Origin of the sequence: Micromonospora sp. AMSO1212t (assembly GCF_008868145.1) — a bacterium.
Taxonomy (GTDB): domain Bacteria; phylum Actinomycetota; class Actinomycetes; order Mycobacteriales; family Micromonosporaceae; genus Micromonospora; species Micromonospora tulbaghiae.
Genome location: NZ_WBKS01000030.1, coordinates 42149 through 49703, shown reverse-complemented (window position 1 = coordinate 49703; position 7555 = coordinate 42149). Strand labels below are relative to the sequence as shown.

7 protein-coding genes are annotated in these 7555 nt (G+C 73.7%); 4 read left to right on the top strand and 3 right to left on the bottom strand.

The features are described from left to right. Positions 1-613: DUF308 domain-containing protein (locus F8279_RS11085; protein ID WP_151499876.1), on the bottom strand; the 613-nt coding region annotated here is incomplete at its 3' end. Positions 614-799: 186 nt separating this feature from the next. Between F8279_RS11085 and F8279_RS11080 the strand changes: the two genes are divergently transcribed. Further along, on the top strand, positions 800-1495 hold the full coding sequence (locus tag F8279_RS11080; protein ID WP_151499875.1) for a 1-acyl-sn-glycerol-3-phosphate acyltransferase: 696 nt from the start codon (positions 800-802) through the stop codon (positions 1493-1495). 3 nt (positions 1496-1498) lie between these two features. Here the strand turns inward: F8279_RS11080 and F8279_RS11075 are convergent, their stop codons facing one another. Beyond that, positions 1499-4966: an adenylate/guanylate cyclase domain-containing protein gene (locus F8279_RS11075; protein ID WP_151499874.1), complete on the bottom strand. Its 3468-nt coding sequence runs from the start codon at positions 4964-4966 to the stop codon at positions 1499-1501. 139 nt (positions 4967-5105) lie between these two features. On the opposite strand from F8279_RS11075, the gene F8279_RS11070 reads away from it, so the two are divergent. After that, the gene (locus F8279_RS11070) at positions 5106-5348 is read left to right on the top strand and encodes a hypothetical protein (protein WP_073831519.1); all 243 of its coding nucleotides are present in this window, start codon (positions 5106-5108) and stop codon (positions 5346-5348) included. 63 nt (positions 5349-5411) lie between these two features. Here the strand turns inward: F8279_RS11070 and F8279_RS11065 are convergent, their stop codons facing one another. Beyond that, entirely contained in the window at positions 5412-6104 is a 693-nt protein-coding gene (locus tag F8279_RS11065; RefSeq protein WP_013287664.1) for a Crp/Fnr family transcriptional regulator, read from the bottom strand. A 247-nt stretch (positions 6105-6351) separates the two neighbouring features. Between F8279_RS11065 and F8279_RS11060 the strand changes: the two genes are divergently transcribed. Then, positions 6352-6855, top strand: a complete 504-nt coding sequence (locus F8279_RS11060) for a polyadenylate-specific 3'-exoribonuclease AS (RefSeq protein WP_091420952.1) — start codon at positions 6352-6354, stop codon at positions 6853-6855. 58 nt (positions 6856-6913) lie between these two features. Continuing rightward, complete coding sequence (locus F8279_RS11055) at positions 6914-7417, top strand: pyridoxamine 5'-phosphate oxidase family protein (RefSeq protein WP_151499873.1); 504 nt, start codon at positions 6914-6916, stop codon at positions 7415-7417. Positions 7418-7555: the final 138 nt, after the last annotated feature.

Below are 7555 nucleotides of genomic sequence, written 5' to 3'. Positions count from 1 at the left end.
GGGGCGGGGTGTAGTGCTCCTCGTCCGACGCCTCGTCGGGCAGGTTGTTGCCGAACGTGTCCAGGCCGTCCAGCAGCGAGGGCTCGTCGTGCCGGTCCCGGCTCAGCGAGACGCCGGAGATGTCGGCCGCGTACGGCAGCCGGCGCACGTCGGTGGCGGTCGGGCCGGCCGGCTCCTCGGCGCGGCTGCCGGCGGCGGCGCCCGGCGCGGGCGGGTCGTCCACGTCCTCGGCGGCGGGCCAGGGGTGAGTGCCGGCGCTCGGCGCGGTGTGGAAACCGGCGACGATCTTCGCCCACTCGGCCTCGATGTCCGGCTCGTCGGAGCGCTGCTGGTCGCCGCCGCCCTCGTCGGCGAGCTGGGTCAGGTAGTCCCGGGCGGTGGTCAGGTGCGACCTGTCGACGTAGAGCCGATCGACCGGGCGGGCCGGGACGGTGGTGGTGCGGGTCACCGGGTTCAGGTCCGCCGAGGGCTGGAGGTAGGCCGCGATGCCACCGGCGGCGAGCACGTCGAGCAGGTGCTCGCCGACGCGTGGATCGACGTCGCCCGCGACCGCGTACTCGGCCGCGTCGAGCCCGTTGTCCCGTCGTCCCCGACGGGGCCCGCCCCCTGACAACGGACACCCCCTTCGCCGTTCGCTGCCCGTGCCCTGAATCGTGACACGCCGGAGCCCGGTTCCGGGAGTGCGTTGTGGCGTGCCGCTCGTCGTTCGTACCCTCTTCCCGGACTCCCGAGGGCGCCGCCGGCGTCCGCGGGGCCACGCGGCGACCCGTCCGCCGCCACCGACACGGGAAGGACGCCGGTGCTGTACTGGCTGCTGAAGTACGTCGTTCTCGGCCCACTGCTGAGGTTGATCTTCCGCCCGCGGGTCGAGGGACTGGAGCACGTTCCGGAGAGCGGCCCGGTGATCCTGGCCAGCAACCACCTCTCCTTCTCGGATTCGATTTTCACGCCGCTGATCGTCAAGCGAAAAGTCACCTTCATCGCGAAAGCCGAATACTTCACCGGTAAGGGCCTCAAAGGTCGGCTCACCAAGATGTTCTTCGTCGGCTCCGGCACGATCCCGGTCGACCGCTCCGGCGGGCGGGCCGCCCGGGCCGCCCTCGACACCCAGCTCTCGGTGCTGCGCGCCGGTGGCATCGCCGGGATCTACCCCGAGGGCACCCGGTCGCCGGACGGCCGGCTCTACCGGGGCAAGACCGGCGTGGCGCGACTGGCGCTGGAGAGCGGCGCCCCGGTCGTGCCGATGGCCATGCTCAACTCCGACGCGATCCAGCCCACCGGCCAGATCATCCCCAACCTGGGTCGGGTGCGGATCCGCTTCGGGCCGCCGCTCGACTTCTCCCGCTACGCCGGGATGGCCGGCGACCGGTTCGTCGAGCGGGCGGTCACCGACGAGATCATGTACGAGCTGATGGAGCTGTCCGGCCGCGAGTACGTCGACACGTACGCCCAGAAGGCCAAGAGCGCCCCGGCACGGCAGCCGCTCCCGGCCTGACCCTCAGCCCGCCCCGGCTATCCGCAGCAGCCCGCCGGCGGCGTGCCGGCCGGCGAACGCGCGTACCCGGTCCAGCGTCGCCGCCGCGGCCGCCGGGTCCGCCTCGGTCAGCGGCCCGACCGCCAGCGCGGCGGCGATCATCTGGTCGGTGACGTCGGTCATCTCCGCGTACCCCTCGGTTGCGGCGGTGAGCAGCCGGCCCGCCCGGGCGGGATCCCCGTCGTCCCGGGCCAGCGCCGCCTCGGCCGACCGCCCGGCCTCCCGCGCCCAGCGGGTCACCCGTGGCGCGTGGGCCAGCAGGTCGCGCACCAGTACCGCGGCGTCGCCGCCGAGCAGCGCCGCGACGTGACCGACCGCCGGCACCCACTCGGCGAACGGGATCATCGTGGTCTGCCGCCAGTCCTCGTCCAGCTCGGTCAGCAGCGCCACCGCCTCGTCCCGGCGGCCCTGCACCGCGCGGCAGAGCGCGGCGTGCGCCAGCGTGGAGCGCAGCACGCGCTGGAACCCGCTGCGCCGGGCCGCCACGAGCGCCTGGTCCACCAGGTCCTCGCCGGTGTCCGGGCCGGCCGGGTCGTCGCCGAGCGCCCGGATCCAGCCGGACACGGCCACGATGTGCAGGTCCCACTCGTCGGTCGGGCGCCGGGTCGACCCCTCGGCCATCCGCAGCGCCGCCGTCCAGTCCCCGCTGTAGTACGAGCGGGCCCACTGGTCGCTGAAGTTCACCGTCAGGGCGTGCTCGCCGGCCATGTCCAGCGAGCGCTGCTCGTCGACCAGGCGGGCCGAGCCGGTCAGGTCGCCCTCCTCCTGGAGCACCCAGGCCAGGTTGTGCACCGCGCGGCGGCGGCTGGTCAGCCGCTCCACCCGGCACTCCTCGGTCACGTCGGCCAGCTCGGCGTACGCCTCCTCGGCGCCGGCCTGGTAACGGACCACTGCGAGCGTGATCCGCGCGTTCGCCCGGGCCTCCCGCAGCCCCAGCCGCTCGGCCAGCTCGGCGGCGGTACGCGCGGCCACGCACGCCGGCTCGGTCTCCGCGTCGAGCATGTGCGCCCGGGCCAGCTCCAGCAGCACGCCCACCTTGTCCTCGCTGTCCGGCAGCGTGGCGTGCAGCCCGATCGCCCGGTCCAGGCAGCGCATCAACTCCGAGCGGTCGGCCCGCGCGAAGGCCGCCGTGGCCAGCAGCCGCCACGCCTTCGCCGCACCGGGGCGGTCGCCCGTGTCAGCCAGCCGGCCGGCCAGCGTGGTGAGCAGCGCCGTCCCGCCGCCGTCGAGGAAGCCGTCCCGGTCCCGGTAGAACGCCAGCTCGGCCTGGAACAGCTCGAGTGCCGGGTCCGGACCGCACTCCACGCTCAGCGCGCGGTCCACCAGCATGGCCGCCGTCTCCAGCGCGTGCAGGTCGTACGCCCGGCGTGCGGCCCGGTGCAGCGCGGACCGGGTCGCGGCGGCGTGCGGGGCCTGGTCCAGCCCGACCGTACGGGCGATCTCGTGCGCCGCCCAGCGATGGTTGGCCAGCACCTCGGCCAGGTCGTGCTGCCGGCCGTCGGCGAGCTGCTCCAGCCAGTCGGCGGTGCGCTGGTGCCGGGCGACCCGCTCGGCGCGGGGCAGCCGCTGATAGCAGACGTCCCGGACCAGCACGTGCCGGAACCGGTACTCCGCCTGACCGGGCATGGTCGAGACGGGCAGCTCGTAGACGAGGTCGCGGCGCTGGAGGTGGTGCAGTGCCCGCTCGACCCACTCCGTCGGGCGGCCGAGCGCCAGCGCCACCGGCGCCGCCCAGAACTGCACGCCGACCACCGAGGCGGCCTGGAGCACCGCGCGGTCGGCCGGGTCGAGCAGGTCCAGCCGGTTGGCGATGACCGCCTGCACGGTACGCGGCATCCCGGCTCCGCCGACCGGGTCGACGAGCGCGAGCGCGGCGGTCCGCTCGGCGAGGCCGCCGTCGAGCAGCATCCGCGCGTACTCCTGGGCGTAGAGCGGGTTGCCGTCGGCGAACTCGATCAGCGGCGCGCGCGACTCCTGCGGGAGCGTGGCCTGGCCGAGCAGCAGCGAGTAGAGCGTGTCGATGTCCCCGTCGTGCATCGGCGGCACCGAGATGGACATCGCCCCGCTGATCGTGCCGGTCCAGGCCGGGTGCCGCTCGCGCAGCTCCGGCCGGGCGGTCGCGACGACGAGCAGCGGCACGTTGCGGGCCGCCGCGCCGAGCTGCTCGACGAAGGACAGCATCGCCTCGTCGGCCCAGTGCATGTCCTCGAAGACGAGCACCGTGGGACCGGTCCCGGCCAGCGTGAGCAGGAAGCGCCGCCACGCCGCCTCGGTCTCGGCCGAGGTGAGCCGTTCGCCGGAGACGCCGACCAGCGGGCCCAGCGCCTCGGCCAGCCGTACCGCGTGCGGGTCGGCGAGGCGGCCGAGTCGCTCGCGCAGCCGGTCCCGGATGGTGGCCGGGTCGTCGGCGCCGGTCAGCCCGGCCCAGCTCCGGACGATGTCGGCCAGCGCCGCGTAGGTGACGTTCTCGCCGAACGGCGGGCACTGGCCGGTCAGCCAGGTGACCCGGTTGCCGGGCAGGCTGGCGGCGTGCCGGGCCAGCTCGCGCAGCAGCCGGCTCTTGCCGACCCCGGCCGGGCCGAAGACGGTGAGCAGCTGCGAGGTGCGCTCGGTCAGCGTGCGGTGCAACGCGCTGACCAGCAGGCCCCGCTCGTGGTCCCGGTCGACCATCGGGGTCAGCTCGGCGGTCTGCCCGTCGCGCCGGGGCCGCGCCCGTACGGCCAGCCAGATCCGGCTCACCGACGACCGGCCGCGCAACGTCACCGGCGGCTGGTCGTCGTACTCCATCTCGCGCCGGGTGGCCGCCCAGGTGCTCTCGTCGACCACCACGCCGCCGACCGGGGCCAGCCCCTGCAACCGGCTGGCGGTGTTCACCACGTCGCCGGTGACGAACGCCTGGCCGCCGTCGCGCGCCGCGGCCAGGTCGACCAGGGCCTCGCCGGTGGCGATGCCGACCCGGAACCCGAGCGGCGGGTGCGGTCCGGCCGGCTGCCGGGCCAGGCTGCGTTGCAGCTCCAGCCCGGCGCGTACGCAGCGCAGCGCGTCGTTGTCGGTGGCCACCGGCGCGCCGAACAATGCCATGACGGCGTCGCCGATGTACTTCTCCACCACGCCGCCGTACTGGTGCACCAGCCGGCGCACCGTGGCGAAGTAGACCTGTTGCAGGCTGCGGGCCTGCTCCGGGTCGGCCCGTTCGGCGTATGTCGTGAAGTCGACGATGTCGATGAAGAGCACGCTCACCTGGCGGCGGTCCTCCTGCACCGTTACCGCGTGGTCGCGCAGCGGCTGCCCGCAGTTGGTGCAGAAGTTGGCGCCGGTGTCGTTGGCGTGGCCGCAGCCTGGGCAGGCCGCCGCCAGCGGACGGCCGCACCCGCCGCAGAAACGGTCGTCCGGCCCGGCGGTCCGGGCGCAGTGTCCACAGGTGAGGTCGATGTCCGGCTCCGTACGCGTGAGGTCCCCAGTGTCCCGCGCGGCCGTGCAGTCGGGTACCCGACGGGTCGGCGGGACGTCACGGCTGTTCGGCCGGGTCTAGTGTCCCCTAGCAGGAAGTCCCGTCGACAGGGAGATTGCCGTGCACGTCCGGCTGTCCGCCTCATGGACCGATCCACGGGGGACGGTGTGGGCCGTCGGTGACACGGTCGACGTGGACGCTGTCACCCTCGCCGAACTGGAGGAAAAAGGCATGGTGGAGCAGCCCGCGGGTAGCGGATCGACCGAGACCACGACCACCACGACGACCCCGCCGAAGAAGACCGACCCGTCGAAGATCGGCCCGGGTCCGAGCGCGCCCCCGGCCGACACCAAGAGCGACTGACCGGGCGTACGACGAACGCGGCGGGGGCCGGCGGGACGACCGCCGGCCCCCGCCGTCGTCGTGTCAGCGGTCGTTCATGCCGGCCCGGCGGCGCAGCGCGGCCACGTCGGTGACCACGATGCGGCGTCCCTCGGTCCGCAGCCAGCCGCGGCTGGCGAACGAGCCGATGGCCTGGTTGACGCTCTGCCGGGAACCGCCGGCCATCTCGGCGAGCTGGCTCTGGTTCAGCTCGATGGTGATCATCGGGGCCTGGCTCTCGCCGGCCAGCCGGACCAGCGTCTTGGCCACGCGGCCGGGCAGGTCGAGGAAGACGTGATCGGCGTTCTGCTCGGTGAGCCGGCGGATCAGCTGACCCAGGGAGCGCATCACCGCGTCCAGGATGCGCGGGTTGGAGTGCACCAGTTCCATGAACGCGGGCCGGGACAGCGCCAGCGCGGCGCAGTCCTCGATCGCCTCGGCCGACGCCGAGCGGGTGGAGGCGTCCAACAGGGACACCTCGCCGAGCACGTCCGGGGGTCGGATCACCGACAGCACCGCGCGTTCACCGGTCGGCGCGGTGCGGAACACCGCCACCGCACCGCGGCGCAGCACGATCAGCGACTCGCCGGGGTCGTTCTCGACGAACAGCAGCTGGCCCTTGCGGTAGGTGCGCGGTACGGCTGCGGCGATGACACGCTGCCGCACCTCCGGCTCGAGCCCGGCGAACATCTCCACACCCGTGAGCGCGTCACCCGGCTCCGGCAGGCGAGACTCCACGGCTCAACCCCTCCCCGGTCAGAAGTCACGACTCGCACACCGGGTGAAGCTGTCACTCCCGGTACGAGGCAGCTCAACCGGTTCGGCGCCCGACGGCGGTACACATCAGATCATGACGGTCCCGTCGCGTGCTGTACACCCCCGGAAACACTTCCGTGACCATGCCCGGCCGTCGCCGGCACGCCCGCCGACCTCGGTGGACGCCCCGGCGACCGGCCCGTGCCGGTGATGGGCGAGGATGGGGGCGATGGTTTACCGCTATTTCTACGACTGCGAATTCATCGAGGACGGCCGCATCGTCGACCTGGTGTCGATCGGCGTCGTCGACGAGTACGGCCGCGAGTTCTACGCGGTCTCCACCGAGTTCGACGACTCCCGGGCGGTGCCCTGGGTGCGGCGCAACGTGCTGGACAAGCTGCCCTCGCCGGCCGACCGGGCCTGGCGCTCCCGGGAGCGCATCCGCGACGACCTGCACGAGTTCCTGCTGGAGCCGGTGCGGGACCGGCCGGGCGAGCAGCTGGAGCTGTGGGCCTGGTACGCCGCGTACGACCACGTCGTGCTGGCCCAGCTCTGGGGCGCGATGCCGGCGCTGCCCCGGGAGATCCCCCGCTTCACCAAGGAACTGCGCCAGCTCTGGGACGACCGGGGCCGCCCCCGGCTGCCGGACGCCGAGGCCGACCGGCACGACGCGCTCGTCGACGCCCGGCACAACCTGGCGCGGTGGCGGGCGATGACGGCGCGGGAGGTTTGACCGGTTCCGCCCAGGGCACGGGAGCGGCATCTGCGCCGATCCGAGACAGGAGTGCCCCATGAGCAATGAGCCGACCAACGCCGCGGACGCCCGCCGCCGGGTCACCGAGCTGATCCGGGACGCCCGGATCTGCCTGCTCACCACCACCGGCGTGGACGGGCGTCTGGTCAGCCGCCCGATGGGGCTGCAGGAGGCGGAGTGCGACGGCGACCTGTGGTTCTTCGCGTACGCCGACTCGGCGAAGGTGCGGCAGATCCGGGTGAACCCGCAGGTGAACGTCGGTTTCTCCGACCAGCGCCACCACGCCTGGGTGTCGGTCGCCGGCACCGCCACCGAGGAGTGGGACGCCGGCCGGGCGAAGGAGCTGTGGAACCCGCTGCTCAAGGCGTGGTTCCCGGACGGGCTGGACACGCCCGGGATCACGTTGATCAAGGTGCACGCCGGGTCGGCGGAGTACTGGGACTCGCCCGGCAGCACCGTGGTCAACCTGCTCGGCTTCGCCAAGGCGGCGGTGACCGGCAAGCCGCCGAAGGCGGGGGAGAACCACGAGGTCAGCTACTGACGGGTAGCCCGTCCGCCGTCCGGAACGGCCCGGGGTGCGGTGTCGGCGTACACCTGCGCCGACTACAGTGCGCAGTGACGGCCCGCCCCGGGCCGGCAACGGCGCCGATGGTCTGATCTGACACATATCCTGGGGCTT

Coding starts and splice junctions, on each gene's coding strand:
- F8279_RS11055 (WP_151499873.1), top strand. CDS start 6,914: ATGAGCAATGAGCCGACCAACGCCGCGGACGCCCGCCGCCGGGTCACC.
- F8279_RS11060 (WP_091420952.1), top strand. CDS start 6,352: ATGGTTTACCGCTATTTCTACGACTGCGAATTCATCGAGGACGGCCGC.